This is a genomic window from Arthrobacter horti (assembly GCF_030731045.1).
Taxonomy (GTDB): Bacteria; Actinomycetota; Actinomycetes; order Actinomycetales; family Micrococcaceae; genus Arthrobacter_E; species Arthrobacter_E nanjingensis.
Window position 1 is genome coordinate 1 of record NZ_JAVALS010000004.1, and the last position, 17,191, is coordinate 17,191.

Consider the following 17,191-nt stretch of genomic DNA (forward strand, 5'->3'; position numbering starts at 1 on the left):
ACAACTCGCCGAGACCGAACGGCTGTTGAACATCCGGCCCCGCAAAACCCTCCACTGGGACACCCCACGTGAAAGACTGACCCAACTGATCGACAGTGTTGCGCTAACCCCTTGAAACCGCCCGAGTTTTAGGGGCGTCAGCTGCGCTCTCGCGGAGAGAGGCGGGGCACTCAGGCGGGGTGCGCTGAGGCCATCAGCGTGTTCTGCAGGACGTCGCGGTGGATCTTCGCGGCGTCGTCGTGGAGCTTCACGCCGCTGTCCGTGAGGCCGACCACCAGGGAGCGGCGGTCCGTGCTGCAGGCCGAGCGGTGGACGTAGCCGCCCTTCTCCAGCCGGTCCACGATCTTGCTCAAGGCGCTCTGCGTCATGGGGGAAACCTGGGTGAGGTCCTTCATGCGGCACTCGGAGTCACCGTACTCGGCCAGGAGATCCAGGGTCTCGAAGTCGTTCAGCCCAATGCCGAAGTGGGAGCTGAGCTCGCGGTCCAGGGCGTTGGACGTCTTGAGATAGCAGTTCTGCACCGAGCGCCACTGCTCGACGAGGGGTTCAGGCTCCGAAGTCGACATGCCCCGATCTTAGTCGATGACGGAATATTTTTCCATAGAAACTTTTTCCTTGTCATTCAATGATGAGTCATATAAGTTTGCGTCATGGATTCAGCACGCACCCTCAGCACCGTCCCCGCGACAGCGGGTGGGACGCGTACTTCGGCGCCCCGTCCCGCTGTCTCCGATCTGATCTGGAGCCGCCGCACCTGGCTGCTCCTGGTCACCCTCTGCATCGTCCTGGCCCTGGACGGCCTGGACGTCTCCATGGTGGGCGTGGCGCTGCCCTCCATCGGCCATGAACTCGGACTGGGAACCGGCGCCCTCCAGTGGATCGTCTCCGCCTATGTGCTCGGCTACGGCGCACTTCTGCTCCTGGGAGGCCGCATGGCGGACCTCCTGGGGCGCCGCAAGGTGTTCCTGGTGGCGCTGAGCATCTTCGGCCTCGCGTCCCTGCTCGGTGGCCTGGTCAGTGATCCCACCCTGCTCATCGCCACGCGATTCATCAAGGGCCTGGCTGCGGCGTTCACCGCGCCGGCCGGCTTCTCCATCATCACCACGAACTTCGCCGAAGGCCCCGCCCGCAACAAGGCGATCTCCATCTACGCCACCTTCGGCGCCAGCGGGTACTCGCTGGGCCTGGTAGTGGGCGGCTTCATGACGGAGCTCAGCTGGCGCTGGACCTTCCTGGTCTCCGTGCCGGTGGCGGCTCTGGCGCTGATTCTGGCGCTGCGTTTCATCCCGCGGGACCGTCCGGCGGCCGACGGCGGGCATGACGTGTGGGGCGCCCTGACGCTCGCGCTCGGCATGCTCGGCCTCGTGTACACGGTGGTCCAGGCGCCGGACTCCGGCTGGGTCTCGCTTCAGACCGTCGGGGGATTCGTGCTGTCGGCGGTGATCCTGGCGCTCTTCGGAGTGATCGAGACCCGCACGCGGCACCCCCTCATCCGCTTCGGCATCCTGAAGGAGGGCTGGGTCGCCCGGGCCAATCTGTCCGCCGTCGCGCTCTTCGGCTCCTACCTGAGCTTCCAGTTCATCGTCACACTGTACCTGCAGTCTGTTCTCGGCTGGGCACCGCTGGCGATGGCACTGGCGCTGCTCCCGGCCGGGCTGCTGGTGGTCAGCAGCGCGCCGTTCGCGGACAAGCTGATCGATCGCTTCGGTGCCACCCGGCTGATCGTGGTGGGTCTGACGGCGCTGGCGGCGGGATACCTGTGGTTCTTGCGGATCGGCCCGGAGATCAATTACGTGGTGGACGTGCTCCCGTCGGTGCTGCTGCTCGGCGTGGGCTTCGCGCTCGGCTTCCCGGCGATCAACGTCCAGGCCACGGCCGGGATCGAGGACGACGAGCAGGGGCTCGCCGCGGGTCTGATCCAGTCCAGCACCCAGGTGGGCGCGGCACTGGTGCTGGCGGTCACGACGGCGATCGTCACCTCGGGTTCGCACGGTGCCTCTCCCACGCACGACGCCGCGGCGATGCTCGCGCAGTTCAAGCCGGGTCTGGTGCTGAGCATGGTGGTCGCGGTCGCCGGCCTGGTCATCGCGATCCTTCCGCAGCGGCGGGGCGCACGCGCCTGATCCACCCCCGAAGTGACAGCTCACGCCCCTAAAACCGAGTTTTAGGGGCGTGAGCTGTGATCTCGCGGGGGAGGTGAGCCCAGCCGCACACCATTCCGCCGAAGCGGTGGTCAGAGGGGGCCGTAGCTTGCGTTGCCGATGGGATCGCGCCAGGTGGCGAGGTCCTGCTCTAAGAGGGCTCGGAACGCGGGGTCCGTGGTGGCCCTGCGGCGGAACGTTTCGCGGGAGCGGCCCATGATGCTGGACGGAACGATGACGCAGGCGACCAGGAAGAGCATCAGCAGCACGAAGCCGCCGACGTAGCCCACGAAATATCTGGTGTCGTTCTGAGCCGCGACTCCCGGGGCTCCTGCTGCGAACGGCACTCCGAGGGCGACCGCGAAGAAGAGGACCAGGCGGATGCCTCCCCGCGCGGAGCCAGGGCCACGCGTTGAACGGGTCTTTCGCGTGTTCGGAAGGCGAGAGCGGGTCCTGCGGGTGCCCGCGAGGCTCAGGAGCAGGACGCAGATTCCGAGTCCCGCCAGGGTGATGGCCCATCCCGGGGGAGCCCCCACGGTGGTGAGGAAGATCCCGGCAATGAGGAAGACCGCTCCCCCTGAGATTCCCGAGCCCCACGCGGCGAGGATGGTGCCCTGCGCGTCGGCGAGATCGCGCAGCCGCGACCTCGCCTCATCAGGGCTGATCTGCGAAAGCCCGGGGGCGAGCCAGTAGTCCAGGGGATGGGCGGGCTCAGGCAAGGGAGCTGGGAAGACGGTCATGCCGAATGAAGGCTCAGTCCTTCGCGAATTTTCAGGCCGAGGTCGCTCTTAGCTACAGGGGCGGACGGCAGATCTTCACCTTCGCCATGCGCGATTGCCAAGGACCCGTCGGGCTCAGCCTTGAGATGAACCGCGTGGGACCGCTTGTCACCGAGATGCCGGCGCAGTGTGGCGGCCGCGGGGAGCCCGTCTGGACTGGTGCCCAGGTAGTAGTTGACCATCTCGATCGCGGTGGTGAACATTCCCTCGATGTTCACCAGGGGCCGGAGTTCGTGGACGCCGTACTTACTCAGGCTCAGGACCAGCGCGCCGTGATCAGAGCCGAAGAGGAAGTAGACGTGCTCGGCTTCAGGGGTGACCAGGGCGACTTCAAGCCAGGAGTCGGATTCGGCCAGGACGCCCGTGACCGCAACGGCAGGGCCCACCGGCAGGAGAGCATTCTGATCGATGGTCAGGAGTCCGCGTTCCAGAAGCGTGGTGACGCCGGCCTGCTCCAGTGGCGCACCTGCCACATGGTCAAGCCGGAACAGGGTCTGGCACGTGAGAGCGGCCGGAGTGTTGGCCAGCGCCACCAGAGCGATGAGTTCGTGTTCGGTGATGGGAAGCGGCTGGGTTTCTTCAGTTTGCGTGGTCATCTCTGCCTTTTCTTCAGCGGGTCTGTGTCCAGTCTAGGAAAGTGGTCTCATCCGCCGAGCCATCCCCACACCTTCTTGGCGCCGTCGGCCACCGCATTGACGGCGTTCTTGGCGCCATCCGCCACTGCATTGGCCGCGCTCGCGGCACCTTCGCCGATGTGTTTGCCCCAATCGCCGAGCATTTCGGTCGTTGATCCGTACCCGTTGCTCGAGGCAAGGAGACTCAGCCCGCCCCAGGCGATGCCCGCGACGGCGAAGAACGGTCCGACACCCGGAACCAGGCTTCCGCCGGCAAGGATCGTGGACACGGTGCCGTCGACGATGACGCCCGTGTCATGTTTCTGGAATCCGTCGATGATCTGCATCCCGCCGGTGACGACCCCGAGACCGCCGGAAAGCCTGCCGAGCATGGAGGTGCCGTTGAGGACCTGGGTGCCCTTGACGTAGCCCACCCCGGCCTTCTCCGCATACTGCGCCTCCAGGAAAGGCCAATTGGTGACCTTTTTCAGGAGGTCGCCCTTCCACATGGTGTCGAGGATCTTGTCCGTGGCCAGGCCTGCAGTGGTCGCCGCGGCATTCGACCAGAACCAGGGCTGCGTTCCGGCCACGCCCACGACCGCTCCGGGGAGACCACTGAGCCAGCCATTGTTTCCGGAACCGCCGGCGCTCCCTCCGCCGCCGCTCGCCCCGCCGCTCGCCCCGCCGGCCGCCACGCTGGCGTCCTGCTGCTCCTTGGCGTTCTGCAGGAGCACCTTGGAGGCGTCGTCGAGGGATTGCGTGGCGCGGTGCAGCAGGGGACGGAGCTCGTTGCTCCACTCTCGCCGGAAGCGCTCGCTGTCCTCGCCCTTCCACGCGGCGCCGGAGACGAGGCTGTTGACCTGCATCTCAGTGTTCTTGAGACGGGAACCGGCCAGGCCCATGGACTTGGACAGCGCCTTCAACTGCTCGACGTCGGCGCCGTAGAAGCCGGGGGCCATGGGCGTCCTCCTCTGGAGTCGGGTACGAAGAATCGTTGCCAGCCTAAGCACCTTGCCAAAAGATCGCGATGGGGAGGGGTGCCCATGGGCCGGGTTCCTCTGTGAAGAATAGCCAATGTCTGGAGAAATGGGCGAGATGACTGACGGAGGGCGGCGATAGCGCGATGCACGGGGTTGGGGACCCGACCGCTGCGCGGTGCGAATGCGGACACCCCGCGCCCGCACCGCGCGGGCATTGCCTAGAATGGGACGGGTGGCCGTCGCCGTCGTTGTGATGAGATCGCCCGAAACTCAGCCCCGAGGAGAGCTTGAACCGTGACTGACATTGAGATCGGCCGTGGAAAGCGCGCGCGCCGCGCCTATGGACTCGACGACATCGCGATCGTCCCCAACCGCCGCACCCGTGACCCGCAGGACGTGAGCGTCTCCTGGCAGATCGACGCGTACAAGTTCGACATGCCGGTGATCGCCGCCCCCATGGACTCGGTCATGTCCCCGGCCACGGCCATCCTCCTCGGACGACTGGGCGGACTGGGTGTGCTGGACCTCGAGGGCCTCTGGACCCGGTACGAGGATCCGCAGGCACAGCTGGACCGCATCGCCGAGCTCAAGGATGAGGCCCCGAGTCCGCTCGTCACGCGCACCCTGCAGGAGATCTACCAGGCGCCCATCAAGGCCGAGCTGATCACGCAGCGTCTCGCCGAGATCCGGGCTTCCGGTGTCACGGTGGCCGGCTCGCTGACCCCGCAGCGCACTCAGGAGTTCTACCAGACCGTGGTGGCTGCCGGCGTCGACATCTTCGTCATCCGTGGCACCACCGTCTCCGCCGAGCACGTCTCCAAGACCACGGAGCCGCTGAACCTCAAGCAGTTCATCTACGAGCTCGACGTCCCCGTGATCGTCGGCGGCGCGGCGGGCTACACCCCGGCGCTGCACCTCATGCGCACCGGTGCGGCCGGTGTGCTGGTGGGCTTCGGTGGCGGCGCCACGACGACGACGCGCCGCGCCCTGGGCATCCACTCGCCGCTCGCCTCGGCCATCTCCGATGTGGCCGCCGCGCGTCGTGACTACCTTGACGAGTCCGGTGGACGCTACGTGCACGTGATCGCCGACGGCGGCATGGGCAGCTCCGGGGACATCGTCAAGGCGATCGCCATGGGCGCCGACGCCGTCATGCTGGGTTCCGTGCTGGCGCTCGCCGAAGAGGCGCCCGGCAAGGGCTGGCATTGGGGCGCCGAGGCGCACCACCCCGAGATGCCGCGTGGCGACCGCGCCCTCATGGGCACCGTGGGTCCCATGGAGGAGGTCCTCTTCGGCCCGGGGCACCACACTGACGGCACGTCCAATCTGATCGGCGCGCTCCGCCGTTCGATGGCGACCACGGGTTACTCGGACCTCAAGGAGTTCCAGCGCGTGGACGTCGTGGTGCGCCCGCGCCAGTAACGCCTCCCTCATCACGCGCGACGGCGCGGTTCCCCTTCTGGGGACCGCGCCGTCGGCGTTTTCACGCCCGGAAGGCATCTTGGGCTTGGCCTTGGGCTCGAATTTCTGTCGGAGTCAAGGGCTAGCGTTCGGGCAGTGGAGGGCTTACGCTAGATCTTGAAGCGTCTACTACAGATACATCCAAGTTTATTTCCAAGGGATTCCCCCAGATGAAGCTTGGGGGAGCACCTTGACTACTTGTACATCCAAGGGTTCATTCCCGCGAGTGCAGGAAGTCATTCCAGACTACTCGAGCCGCCGGGGCCTTCCGGGAATCACGTGGCTCGATTAGCGTTTCATCAAGGCGAGTTCGGGCTCGCCGAATCACAATCGGGGGGATTGATGATTTCAGCAGCGGCGCAGTCCGTGTGGGGGAAGTCCGATCGGGACACTGGAGAGTGGATGTCTTTATGGCGCCACATGCAAGATTCAGCGGCCGTCGCGGGCAAGCTCTGGGATGAATGGTTGTCCTGGGCGGTGAAGAATCGCCTTCAGTCGGCGTGCTGTTCAGACGATGAATCCGATGTGCGGACACTCGTGACCTGGCTCGCCGCCACCCATGACGCGGGCAAAGCTCACCCGTTGTTCGCGTTCCAGGTTTACGGTCTCGCGGAGAAGATGAGGGACTGTGGCTTGGACATCCCCCTGGAGGTCACGCCGGACGGCAGGATCCCCCATTCCGTATTGGGCTACTCGATTGTCAGTCGCTGGTTGACATCCGAATGTAGCTTTCCCCCTATTGTCGCCATGAGCCATGCGACCGTCTCCGGTGGGCATCACGGAGTTCCGCCGACGACGGTCCAGGTCAAGACGGCCAGGGAAGCAACCGAAGCCTTGGACCGGTCTTGGCACGAAGTGCAAAACGAATTGATGACGGCTTGCGCCGAAATGACCGGAGCGGCGGACTATCTTCGTCAATGGAGGGGAAGGAGGCTGACACCCGAGGCTCAGATGCTGCTGACCGCGGTCGTCATCGTGGCCGACTGGATTGCGAGCAATCCAGATCTCTTCCCGTACGGAGACTGCAGCCCCACCGAGCAGCGTCTGGCGCGGGCGTGGACCCAGCTGGATCTGGCACAGTCATGGTCCGCGCCGGACCCTCCTTCTGATCCAGATGAGCTTTTCGCGTCGCGCTTTGACCTGCCTCCTGGCTCCCGCCCGTCGAGTATGCAGCGGAGCGCTTTTGAGGCGGCAATGGCCATGAAGGTCCCCGGGGTGCTGATCATCGAAGCAGCCATGGGGGAAGGGAAGACTGAGGCTGCCTTGACTGCAGCAGAGGTCTTCGCTGCCAAATGGGGATTGGGCGGAGCGATCTTCGCTCTGCCCACGCAGGCCACGAGTGATGCCATGTTTACCCGCTTCCCGTCGTGGGTGGAGAAGTTACCTGACAAGGGGCCCTGTAGCGGGAGACGGTCCATCTATCTGGCGCACTCCAAATCCCAGCTGAATGATGATTTCCGCCGGCGTTATCGTGAGGACGCCATCGGTGGCGCCGCCGAGGGCCCCATCGCTGAGGTCTACGACGACGGTCCGGACGGTCGTGCGAGGAGGCACGCGGCAGTCGCGCATCAGTGGTTATCCGGGCGGAAGAAAGGAATGCTGGCTGACTTCGTGGTGGCGACCATCGATCAGGTGCTGTTCGCCGCGCTTCAGAGCAGACATGTGGTCCTGCGGCATCTGGCCTTGGCAGGGAAAGTGGTGATCATCGACGAATGCCACGCCTATGACGCTTTCATGAACCGGTATCTGCACCAGGTGCTGAGCTGGTTGGCTGCCTATGGAGTTCCAGTGATCCTTCTCTCCGCCACCTTGCCAGCGGAGACCCGGAAGCAACTCGTGCATGCCTATGAGTCTGGCCGACCGAACGGAAGATCGTCAGCGGAAGGAACGGCGCTTCACAGGAGATCGAGACGTGGTCGGAAGCCGGCCGAACAGACGGACTCGCCGCTTGATGGAGACCCGGGATACCCCCTCATCGTCGCCAGTTCTCCTGACGGTCCAGTGATGACGACGCCGGAGACGAGTGGGAGCCTCTTGGAAGTCACGATTCGTCCCCTCGAGGAGAGTGCAACGGCCCTCCTGGATGCCCTCGAACCCATTCGGCTGCAAGGCGGGTGTGCCGGGATCATCTGCAACACTGTTGGCAGGGCACAGGGCATCTTCAAAGAACTTGCGACCGCCTTCACCGCGGATGAACTGATTCTGGTCCATTCCCGTTTCATGGCTCCCGACCGAATGGAGCTGGAACGAAGGATCCGTGAGCTTCTCGGCCGGGACGATGTGGTCAAAGCTGCGGGAATGGTCAGGCCTCACCGTCTCATCGTCGTTGGGACCCAGGTCTTGGAGCAGTCTTTGGACGTGGACTTCGACCTGATGATCACGGACATTGCGCCGGTTGACCTCCTTCTGCAACGCATCGGGAGGTTGCACCGCCGGCGCACCGTTTCACGACCACGGCCAGCGCATCTCGAGGAACCAGTGTGCTTGATAAGAGGCGTGAAGGATTGGGTGAGCGAACCTCCGGCGTTGGAAGACGGTTCGGCAGCGGTTTACGGCAAGTCACTTCTGTTCCGTACGTTGGCGGTTCTCGGGACGCAGCTGGCAAGCGAACAGCCGTTGTACCTTCCACCGGATATCAGCGAGTTGGTCCAGGCAAGCTACGCCGAGCTTGTTGCAGTACCGGATTCCTGGCGGGAAGAATTCGCTGAGGCTGAGGCTGAACGTGAGGCTGAAGTAGAACAGAAGGTCAATGGAGCAGAGCTCTTCCTGTTGAAAACGGTTTCGGAGTTCACGGATGGTTTGGCGATAGATCTTCTGGAACGAAATACCAGCTCTGCTGACGAGGGAGCGCAAGAGGCATCTGGGCTTGCACGCGTCAGAGATACGGATTAGTCACTTGAAGTGATTCTGGCGTGCCGTCGCGACGGCGTGGTCACCTTTGTTCCTCATCACATGCGATTCCCCTCGCGCGCGGTGCCGGTGGACGCACCGCCAGAGCACTACTTAGCACGTGCATTGAGCTCCTGCACGGTCAGGCTCCCCGCGAAATTTTGCCGGCCTGAACGGGTAGAAGCAGTGTTGAACGAACTCGAACGTCAAGGGATTGCAGCATGGCAGAAGTCTCCTTGGCTGAGGGGACTCTTGGTCCTCTTCCTGGATGACTCAATGACGGCTTCTCTGGACGGAGTGAGACTCCGTTACGACCAACGCATAGGTCTTTATGAAGTGGAAGGAGATACCTGCTGATGGAAGAAAATCCTCAGTTCAATCTGGTGCATGATCCGTGGGTGAGTTGCCTCATGATTGACGGGACGATTCAGACGCTATCCCTGAATGACTTTTTTCTGCGAAGCTCCTCGATTCGCAGGCTGGCCGGCGAGCTGCCGACACAAGACTATGCGGTACTCCGCCTGCTGCTTGCGATCGCCTACCGGAGCGCTCCCGATGTGGACGCGGCAGATGTCTCTGAGGTGTGGGGAGTGTTGTGGCGCGATCAATCACAGCTGACGAGGATGGTGCTGGAATACCTCGAGGAATCGCGAGAGGACTTTGAACTCTTCGATGCAGTTCGGCCCTTCATGCAAGTCGCTGGTCTGCACACTTCAAGCGGCAAGGTTGACGGTGTGCGCCGCCTCATCGCCGATGTGCCGAGCGGCCATCAGTATTTCACCACTCGGGCAGGGAGCGGGCTGGATTCCTTGTCGTTCGCGGAGGCGGCGCGGTGGCTCATCCATACGCACGCCTATGATCCGTCAGGGATCAAGTCCGGAGCGGTAGGTGATCCCAGGGTCAAAGGAGGGAAGGGGTACCCCATCGGAACTGGATGGACTGGGGCCACGGGTGGGATCTTCTTCGAAGGCGCGAGTATGTCGGAGACTATTCATCTCAACCTGCACCTTCCATCTATTGCTGCGGACGTGGATGGAATCGATGTTCCAGTCTGGGAACGGGACCCGCTTGGAGCCGCGGAGGAGCAAAGGGTTGGGGGACAACCGCGCCCGACTGGACCGGTGGACGTCTTCACCTGGCCGTCTCGCCGGGTCCGTCTGTTCCCGGAAAAGGGACGGGTTAGGAGCGTGATCGTCAGCAACGGTGATCCCCTTGCCATTCAGAACATGGATCTCGATCCGATGACCGCTCAGCGATTCAGTAAACCGCAAACGGCCAAGTTCAGAAAGGCTGTCTACATGCCGCGTGAGCACGACCCGGAGCGGACGCTGTGGAGCGGAGTGGGGTCATTGCTCATCCAGACTGAGAAAGAGGCATCGACGGATGGAGAGCCTGTACCGATCAAAGTCGCCCCAATGATTTTGTGGGTGGCCAGGCTCGGCGAGCTCGGTGCGATCGATTCGAGCCGCTTGTTCAACGTGCGTCTGATCGGCGCGGAGTACGGCACGCAGAGCTCCGTGATTTCTGAGATTCTCGACGATGGGTTGGCCTTCCATTTGAGTTTGCTGTCGGATCGTTCGGTGACAATCCGCAATGTGGTCAGAGTGGCAGCCGCGGAGACTGAGGCTGCCGTCTGGGCGTTTGGCCGGTTCGCCGGAGAACTGAGCCGAGCTGCAGGAGGCGAACCAGAGTCGCAGCGAGAGAAAGCCAGGCAATCGGTGTTTTTTGCGCTGAATGAGCCATTCAGACGCTGGGTGTCAGATCTTCTCGGTGATGAACCTGGAGATGTTGCCGCTGAGTGGTGGAATGCTGAGGCCAGACGCATCCTGAAGGAATACGCAACCGAGCTCCTGGCAGTTGCCGGGGAGTTGGCTTTGATCGGACGGTCGGTCGGGGGAGAGTTCATTTCCGCAGCAACGGCGGAAACCTGGTTGAATCGCAGCCTGCGGAAACATCTCCCGTTGAAACACGAAATCGAAGAGCGCGAGCGATTGCGCGCGGTCGCTGATCTGAAAATGCACCGGCCGGAAGGAGCCAAGAGATGAACGAGCAGCCGGATCTTGTACGGTACGTGAGCGCAAAGATTTCAAGAATCCAAGGGATGTACTTCGGCCATCAGCGCTCTGATGCAGCTGCTGTTCTCGCGAAGTTGAGAAGGGGAGTCGCCAAGGAGCCTGGAGCAGACACGTGGGCTTGGGGACATGTGGTTGACGGGCTGCCGAAACAGTATCTCGGGCGGACCGACTCGGCGACATCGGGTGAGAAGGCCGCATACGTGGCTCTGACGCTCTATGCAGTGCACCAGCAGTCGAAGACCATGCCTATGCATCGGCCGGGTCCGTCGATGGGGCGTTCCATCAGGCAGCTCGGGGCGGTACGGGGGACAGGCGGGGCGTCGGACGCGGTCAAGCGACGGTTCGATGCCTTGATGTCCTCGGCAACCTTCAACGAGCTTCAACATCATGCCCGAGGGCTCATTCAGCAACTCAGGGCGGCAGACATTCCGTTGGACTACGGGCGCCTTGCGGAAGATATCCGGCTCCTCCAGAGCCAGGTGACGGCGAACGGGGTTCAGCTTCGCTGGGGTCGGGACTATGCCTTTGAAGAGTTTGGCTCCGAAGCACGTATCACATCGTTCGAACATGAGGAAGGAAATGCATCATGAAGCACATCTACCTGGATATCCACGCGCTTCAGACCGTTCCGCCGAGCAACATCAACCGTGATGACACAGGCTCTCCCAAGACGGCCATCTATGGCGGCGTTCGCCGGGCGCGGGTATCCAGCCAGTCCTGGAAGCGCGCAATCCGGCAAGAGTTTGCACGGCATCTCGACGCCACACAGCTCGGAATCCGGACGAAGCGCCTTGTGGAGGTGGTGTCACAACACATCCGGGACCTTTCTCCCGAACTGGAGCCGAGCGCAACCGAACTGGCGGTTGCAGCCATTGAGGCCGGTGGCTTCAAGGTGGACGTGTCCAAGACCAAGGACGGCGAAGGAGCCGGAAAGCCAGCTCAGACCAGCTACCTGTTGTTCGTCAGCAACGTTCAGGCGCGGAGGCTGGCCGAGCTCGCGATCGAGGCCTTCCGCAAGGGAGAGAAGCTTGACAAGAAGCAGGTAAAAGCCGCTTTGAACTCAGACCACAGCGTCGACGTCGCACTTTTCGGCCGGATGATCGCAGACAGCGCCGACCTGAATGTTGATGCCAGTACGCAAGTTGCGCATGCGATCAGCGTGCACGCCGTCGAGACCGAGTTCGATTACTTTACGGCAGTCGATGACAAGAACACGGAAGAGGAATCCGGCGCAGGGATGATCGGAACCGTCGAGTTCAATTCCTCGACGCTTTACCGGTACGCGACCGTCAACCTCCGGGGCCTTGCCCAGAATCTTGGCGATTCGGACGTGACCGTCAAGGCAGTGGTCAGTTTTGTCCGTTCTTTCGTGGAGTCCATGCCGACTGGAAAGCAGAACACTTTCGCCAATAGGACGCTGCCGGATGCCGTCGTGGTGACGGTCAGGAACAGGATGCCGGTGAACCTCGTCGGAGCGTTTGAAGAAGCCGTGACGGCTGAGAAAGGGAAGAGCCGGCTGAGGGTCGCGGCCGAAAGGCTTGCCCAGCACTCGGCTGACCTCGAAGCCGGCTACGGGAATAGTGCTGTGAGGACGCTCGTCGTTGCGCCGACCAGCTCTGTCGCTCCGCTGGTCAGTTTGGGCGAGCAGGTCAGTCTTGACGACCTGCTTCTGGCTTTGGAATCTGATCTGCACGCCTGGCTTGAGGAGGCCTAGTGGCTGTCCTCAAGATGCGTCTTGCGGGACCGATGCAGGCTTGGGGCGCAAGCAGCCGGTTCGTAAACAGGAACACCAGGCAGGAACCGACCAAGAGTGGAGTCCTCGGTCTCTTGGCTGCGGCAGAAGGGCGACGGCGTTCCGACCCGGTCGAAGATCTTGCACAGCTGAGGTTTGGGGTCCGAATAGATCAGCCAGGGCGTTTGCTCCGCGATTTTCAGACCGCGAGGTCGTTGGACGGCAAGGAATCGATGCCGCTCTCGTACCGGTACTACCTAGTGGACGCAGTCTTTCTCGCAGTTGTCGAGGGGCCCAGATCGTTGATCGAAGGCCTGGGGAAGGCCCTTACCGACCCTGCATACCCGCTCTACCTCGGCAGGCGCTCGTGTGTTCCAAGCGGCGACGTCAAGATCGGGATCAGTGATGAAGAGTTGGATGCTGCACTCCGTTCGGAGCCATGGCTTGCGGCTTCTTGGTATCAGAAGAGGCAACGCTCTAAAAACGTATCACTGGAGATCGTCAGAGATGCGGTGACCATGGATGAACAGAAGGAAGGGGAGACCGTGCGGGATGTTCCTTTGAGCTTCTCTCCGGAAAACAGACAGTACACCTGGCGGACAGTCGTTCGTCCTATGCCTCAGGTGGTGGTCAATATGTTCGGACGGGACAACGAGCACGACCCCATGGCGGAACTGGGAGGTGCATGATGTATCTGACAAAGTTCGACATCAACGCTGCGCGACGCGGAGCAAGGTATCTGCTCGGTAATCCGCAGGCGTTTCATGCGGCGGTGCTCTCATCCTTTCCGCCCAGGCCGACGGGCGCGGGGGAGGGGCGGGTGCTGTGGAGGGTCGATCGCAATGGTCCACATACTGCTCTCTACGTGGTGAGCCCGGACGAACCTGACCTCTCAGCTTTGAACGAGCAGGCTGGCTGGTCCACTGCAACGTGGGCTACCCGGGACTACCGCCCGTTTCTGGATCGGATCTCAGAGGGCCAGACCTGGTCATTTCGGCTGACGGCGAACCCTGTCAAGCAATCCCTCGCACCTGAGACCAAGGGGATGCGCTTGGCTCACGTGACTTCGGCGCAACAGGCGGCTTGGCTTGCGGATCGAGCGGGGCGCAATGGGTTCCGGATCTCTGAGACTTCTGACGGAACTCCTGCCGTAATGGTGTCGTCTCGAAGCAAGGATTCTTTCTCGCGGAGTGATCCTCATCGTGGAGGTAGATCTTCACGTGTCACCTTGGTCCGAGTCCAATTCGACGGTGTGCTCACTGTCAACGACCGCGAAAAGTTTCGGGATGCATTGGTTTCTGGGTTTGGCCGAGGCAAGGCCTATGGATGCGGTTTGATGACTCTCATGAGAGCAGAGTGAACGCATGGCAGGAAGTTTTGGGGCGAAACCGCCGGATTTAACCGAACTTGTTCGGTCAGAAGATCGGCTTTCTTTCGTTTACCTCGAGCGGTGCGTTGTCCATCGGGACTCGAACGCGATCACTGCAACGGATGAGCGTGGGGTTGTTCATATACCGACGGCTACATTGGGCGCGCTCCTCCTGGGGCCTGGGACACGCGTGACTTATGCAGCCATGTGCCTGCTTGCAGACAGCGGTTCAACCGCTGTCTGGGTGGGCGAACGCGGTGTCCGCTATTACGCTCACGGGCGCTCGCTGGCTCGTTCATCCCGCCTTTTGGAAGCCCAAGCAGCCAGGGTGTCGAATCAGAGGCTTCGGCTAGATGTAGCGCGTCGGATGTATACCATTAGGTTTCCTAACGAAGATGTCTCCATGCTGACGATGCAGCAGCTGAGGGGCCGTGAGGGAGCCCGTGTCCGGCGGATCTACAAGGAGAACTCGGACCGCACAGGAGTTGCGTGGAGCAGGCGAGATTACGATCCAAACGATTTCGGTTCGGGCGATGCGATCAATCAGTGTTTGTCGGCGGCACATGCCTGCCTGTATGGAATTGTGCATTCAGTGATAGTCGCGCTGGGGTGTTCGCCTGGGCTCGGATTCGTTCACACAGGGCACGCTCGGTCCTTCGTATATGACGTTGCCGACTTGTACAAAGCTGAAGTGACGATTCCAGTCGCTTTTGACGTGGCTGCGTCGTTGAACGATAGCCCTTCTGGACAGACCAGACGAGCTGTGCGGGATGCAGTCCAGAACGGTGCAATTCTTTCGAGATGTGCGAGGGACATCAGGGCTCTACTTCTTCCTGATGACGAGATCGGCGTAGAAACTGAGTGGGAAGCCGATGTGGTGCACCTCTGGGATGAGGCATCCGGGTCTGTGGCAGCCGGACAGAACTACGATACGGCAACTGAATGATTGTGCTCGTTCTTTCAGCGTGTCCAGAGGGTCTTCGTGGGGACCTTACAAAATGGTTACTGGAGATTAGCGCTGGCGTTTTCGTAGGTAGGGTGAGCGCACGCGTCCGGGAGCTTTTGTGGGAACGCGTGGTAGAACTGGCCAAGGATGGGCGAGCCATCATGGTCTACTCGGCCAGAAATGAGCAACGGCTCGAATTTCGAGTCCACAGGAACCAATGGGTTCCGATTGATCTTGACGGACTGAAGTTGATCCTCCGACCGTCGCCCAAATCTGAAGGTCAAGGATCAGTAGAACTTCGTCCTGGATGGAGTAACGCGAGTCGCTATCGTAGGGCCGGACGCCCGAAAGCTTCAGAATCTGACTAGAGTTGAAGCAACATCGCTTCTCGGCCTGATGTTTTCGCAGGTCAATAAGTATGCTCCCCGCACCTGCGGGGATGAGCCCTGTTCAACACGAATAGCGGGAACACGCAAGCTATGCTCCCCGCACCTGCGGGGATGAGCCCAGAGAGGCACCCACCAGGTAGCCGAAGGTGTCATGCTCCCCGCACCTGCGGGGATGAGCCCAGCCCATGAGGGCCAGGTGGACAAGGCAGGGAATGCTCCCCGCACCTGCGGGGATGAGCCCGACCACAGGCCGACCATCCACGGACCACATAGATGCTCCCCGCACCTGCGGGGATGAGCCCCGTCCAGCAAGTCCATGAGCGCATCCGCGGTGATGCTCCCCGCACCTGCGGGGATGAGCCCGCGTACGCGGGCGGGGCGGGGCGGCGGCCCCAATGCTCCCCGCACCTGCGGGGATGAGCCCAGTCCCATGCCCGTAGAGTACCCCCGGCGCCTATGCTCCCCGCACCTGCGGGGATGAGCCCGAGCCGGACCTGCCCGTCGACAAGGAGTACCGATGCTCCCCGCACCTGCGGGGATGAGCCCGCCTCCACAGGTACCGGGACCGGTAACCCGGGATGCTCCCCGCACCTGCGGGGATGAGCCCTTCTAGCCCAGGCTAATCAACCACGAACCCTTATGCTCCCCGCACCTGCGGGGATGAACCCGGCTGCACGCACTGGGAGGGATCAAGCTGTGAATGCTCCCCGCACCTGCGGGGATGAGCCCTGACGCGCGAAACGCTCCACGGGCATTTCGTCATGCTCCCCGCACCTGCGGGGATGAGCCCCCGAGCATCCGTCACCAGGCGTTTCACCCACATGCTCCCCGCACCTGCGGGGATGAGCCCTGGGACAGGCAGAGGTGGTCGTAAGCGGCGAAATGCTCCCCGCACCTGCGGGGATGAGCCCTCGGCCTGGTTCGTCAGCTCTTCCGGATCGTTATGCTCCCCGCACCTGCGGGGATGAGCCCGCCCGGACCCTCCACGGATACCGGGCACATGGATGCTCCCCGCACCTGCGGGGATGAGCCCCGTTCCGCATCGGGTCCACGAGACAATTGGCCATGCTCCCCGCACCTGCGGGGATGAGCCCGGGGGGCTCATCACGGACAGGTGCACGGTGTTATGCTCCCCGCACCTGCGGGGATGAGCCCTGGTCCCTGGCGGGAACCAGACCGTGAACCAGATGCTCCCCGCACCTGCGGGGATGAGCCCGGTTCCGGCACATCCCCGAAACTCAAATCCAGCATGCTCCCCGCACCTGCGGGGATGAGCCCCGGTTAGCCCCCCTGCACAGAAGACGCCGGCCATGCTCCCCGCACCTGCGGGGATGAGCCGGGTTCGTACACGCCCCCGTGATCAGATACACGATGCTCCCCGCACCTGCGGGGATGAGCCCACCCAGGTCACGAAGTTCGACGCGACGGGTGCATGCTCCCCGCACCTGCGGGGATGAGCCCGTCTCAGACAAGGGTTAGGGCAGTCTGCGGTGATGCTCCCCGCACCTGCGGGGATGAGCCCTCGTGCAGATCGCCGCCGACACCCTGGAAGCCATGCTCCCCGCACCTGCGGGGATGAGCCCGGCCCTGTGACTGACTGGTTGCTGGGGAAGACATGCTCCCCGCACCTGCGGGGATGAGCCATGATGCCCGCCTGCGTGTTCCCCGAGCTGGTGATGCTCCCCGCACCTGCGGGGATGAGCCCGGCTCCGGCACGAACGGCCAGGTCCTGGGAATATGCTCCCCGCACCTGCGGGGATGAGCCCAACTGGGCCAACCAGCACGGTCTCGACTGGTTATGCTCCCCGCACCTGCG

15 protein-coding genes and 1 CRISPR repeat array (1 of these 16 cut by a window edge) are annotated in these 17,191 nt (G+C 62.6%); of the genes, 11 read left to right on the top strand and 4 right to left on the bottom strand.

All coding sequences use genetic code 11. From position 1 onward, the window contains the following. Positions 1–170: 170 nt before the first annotated feature. Entirely contained in the window at positions 171–566 is a 396-nt protein-coding gene (locus Q9R02_RS07765; RefSeq protein ID WP_305996099.1) for a MarR family winged helix-turn-helix transcriptional regulator, read from the bottom strand. Positions 567–650: 84 nt separating this feature from the next. Here Q9R02_RS07765 and Q9R02_RS07770 point away from each other — a divergent pair, with 84 nt between their 5' ends. Continuing rightward, entirely contained in the window at positions 651–2,123 is a 1,473-nt protein-coding gene (locus Q9R02_RS07770) for an MFS transporter (protein ID WP_305996100.1), read from the top strand. A gap of 110 nt (positions 2,124–2,233) precedes the next feature. On the opposite strand, the gene Q9R02_RS07775 is transcribed toward Q9R02_RS07770, so the two are convergent. From Q9R02_RS07775 to Q9R02_RS07785, 3 genes are read right to left on the bottom strand one after another with little or no spacing between them, the layout of a single operon-like run. After that, complete coding sequence (locus Q9R02_RS07775) at positions 2,234–2,881, bottom strand: hypothetical protein (protein ID WP_305996101.1); 648 nt, start codon at positions 2,879–2,881, stop codon at positions 2,234–2,236. Then, complete coding sequence (locus Q9R02_RS07780; RefSeq protein ID WP_305996102.1) at positions 2,878–3,516, bottom strand: hypothetical protein; 639 nt, start codon at positions 3,514–3,516, stop codon at positions 2,878–2,880. Before Q9R02_RS07780 ends, Q9R02_RS07775 begins: the two co-directional genes overlap by 4 nt. 47 nt (positions 3,517–3,563) lie before the next feature. Next, entirely contained in the window at positions 3,564–4,493 is a 930-nt protein-coding gene (locus Q9R02_RS07785; protein ID WP_305996103.1) for a WXG100 family type VII secretion target, read from the bottom strand. A gap of 315 nt (positions 4,494–4,808) precedes the next feature. Between Q9R02_RS07785 and Q9R02_RS07790 the strand changes: the two genes are divergently transcribed. The 10 genes from Q9R02_RS07790 to cas2e all read left to right on the top strand — a co-directional run bounded on the left by Q9R02_RS07790 (position 4,809) and on the right by cas2e (position 15,354). After that, positions 4,809–5,936, top strand: a complete 1,128-nt coding sequence (locus Q9R02_RS07790; protein WP_305996104.1) for a GuaB3 family IMP dehydrogenase-related protein — start codon at positions 4,809–4,811, stop codon at positions 5,934–5,936. Between the two features lie 381 nt (positions 5,937–6,317). Next, positions 6,318–8,867: a CRISPR-associated helicase Cas3' gene (gene cas3 / locus Q9R02_RS07795; RefSeq protein ID WP_305996332.1), complete on the top strand. Its 2,550-nt coding sequence runs from the start codon at positions 6,318–6,320 to the stop codon at positions 8,865–8,867. Positions 8,868–8,876: 9 nt separating this feature from the next. Next, positions 8,877–9,221, top strand: a complete 345-nt coding sequence (locus Q9R02_RS16495; RefSeq protein WP_367575471.1) for a hypothetical protein — start codon at positions 8,877–8,879, stop codon at positions 9,219–9,221. Next, positions 9,221–10,909, top strand: a complete 1,689-nt coding sequence (gene casA / locus Q9R02_RS07800) for a type I-E CRISPR-associated protein Cse1/CasA (RefSeq protein ID WP_305996105.1) — start codon at positions 9,221–9,223, stop codon at positions 10,907–10,909. The genes Q9R02_RS16495 and casA overlap by 1 nt, the downstream gene beginning before the upstream one ends. After that, positions 10,906–11,529: a type I-E CRISPR-associated protein Cse2/CasB gene (gene casB, locus Q9R02_RS07805; RefSeq protein WP_305996106.1), complete on the top strand. Its 624-nt coding sequence runs from the start codon at positions 10,906–10,908 to the stop codon at positions 11,527–11,529. Before casA ends, casB begins: the two co-directional genes overlap by 4 nt. Further along, a complete protein-coding gene (gene cas7e / locus Q9R02_RS07810; protein ID WP_305996107.1) occupies positions 11,526–12,653 on the top strand; it encodes a type I-E CRISPR-associated protein Cas7/Cse4/CasC in 1,128 nt (375 codons plus the stop codon). Before casB ends, cas7e begins: the two co-directional genes overlap by 4 nt. Continuing rightward, complete coding sequence (cas5e, locus tag Q9R02_RS07815; RefSeq protein ID WP_305996108.1) at positions 12,653–13,360, top strand: type I-E CRISPR-associated protein Cas5/CasD; 708 nt, start codon at positions 12,653–12,655, stop codon at positions 13,358–13,360. Before cas7e ends, cas5e begins: the two co-directional genes overlap by 1 nt. Next, the gene (gene cas6e / locus Q9R02_RS07820; protein ID WP_305996333.1) at positions 13,360–14,031 is read left to right on the top strand and encodes a type I-E CRISPR-associated protein Cas6/Cse3/CasE; all 672 of its coding nucleotides are present in this window, start codon (positions 13,360–13,362) and stop codon (positions 14,029–14,031) included. The genes cas5e and cas6e overlap by 1 nt, the downstream gene beginning before the upstream one ends. A 4-nt stretch (positions 14,032–14,035) precedes the next feature. Continuing rightward, positions 14,036–14,986, top strand: a complete 951-nt coding sequence (cas1e, locus tag Q9R02_RS07825) for a type I-E CRISPR-associated endonuclease Cas1e (protein WP_305996109.1) — start codon at positions 14,036–14,038, stop codon at positions 14,984–14,986. Beyond that, a complete protein-coding gene (gene cas2e, locus Q9R02_RS07830; RefSeq protein WP_305996110.1) occupies positions 14,983–15,354 on the top strand; it encodes a type I-E CRISPR-associated endoribonuclease Cas2e in 372 nt (123 codons plus the stop codon). The genes cas1e and cas2e overlap by 4 nt, the downstream gene beginning before the upstream one ends. A 50-nt stretch (positions 15,355–15,404) precedes the next feature. Next, a CRISPR array of direct repeats spans positions 15,405–17,191; the repeat unit is 29 nt; unit sequence ATGCTCCCCGCACCTGCGGGGATGAGCCC (it continues 2,696 nt past the right edge of the window).